Below are 601 nucleotides of genomic sequence, written 5' to 3'. Positions count from 1 at the left end.
TCCCAGGGGCTCTCGGCGCTGATTGGTCGGCGGCCCGCGGCACGCCAGGAAGACGGTGGCGCATCGCAGATATCGCCGGATAAATCCGGCTCCTACGACAGTCAGGTGGCTGCCTCGGCTGCTGATGATGGGGCGCGATCTATCGCGACCGCATCGCCGGATAAATCCGGCTCCGATGTAGGAGCTCGATTTATCGAGCGATCAGCCAACTCAGGCGCCACCCAAAGCGAGGCTCCCTCGCCCCAGGCGCTGCTCGACGAATGGTATACGCGCTATCCCTCCGCCTTCTTCAAGGGTCATACCCGCCCGCTGATGGTCGGCATCCACGAGGTGCTGGCCAGCCGCGAGCCCTGGCCCGAGAAGCTGGTGCGAAGGGCGCTGGCTTGCTACGTCAACCTGCCGCGCTACCTCAAGGCGGTGCGCGAGGACGCCGAGCGCATCGATCTCGACGGCCAGCCTGCCGGCAAGGTGGATGCCCAGTCGGCCGATCACGCCCACCGCAAGCTCGACCGCCTGCAGGGCGAGAAGCGGAACAGTCAGGGCCGCAAGCACCCGGGGCGCCAGAACGAGCGCCATAACCACAAGGGGCGCGGCAAGCCGG

Annotated in this window: 1 protein-coding gene; it reads left to right on the top strand. The window is 67.1% G+C overall.

Annotated features, from left to right (window positions below; translation table 11 throughout):
* On the top strand, positions 1-601 hold a 601-nt coding region (locus tag AM506_RS23590), incomplete at both ends, for a ProQ/FINO family protein (protein ID WP_200908489.1).

It is taken from the genome of Rossellomorea vietnamensis (assembly GCF_001305855.1).
GTDB classification, from domain to species: domain Bacteria; phylum Bacillota; class Bacilli; order Bacillales; family Bacillaceae_B; genus Rossellomorea; species Rossellomorea vietnamensis_A.
Note: the sequence above shows the minus strand (reverse complement) of the source record. Positions and strands in the feature narration are given on the sequence as shown.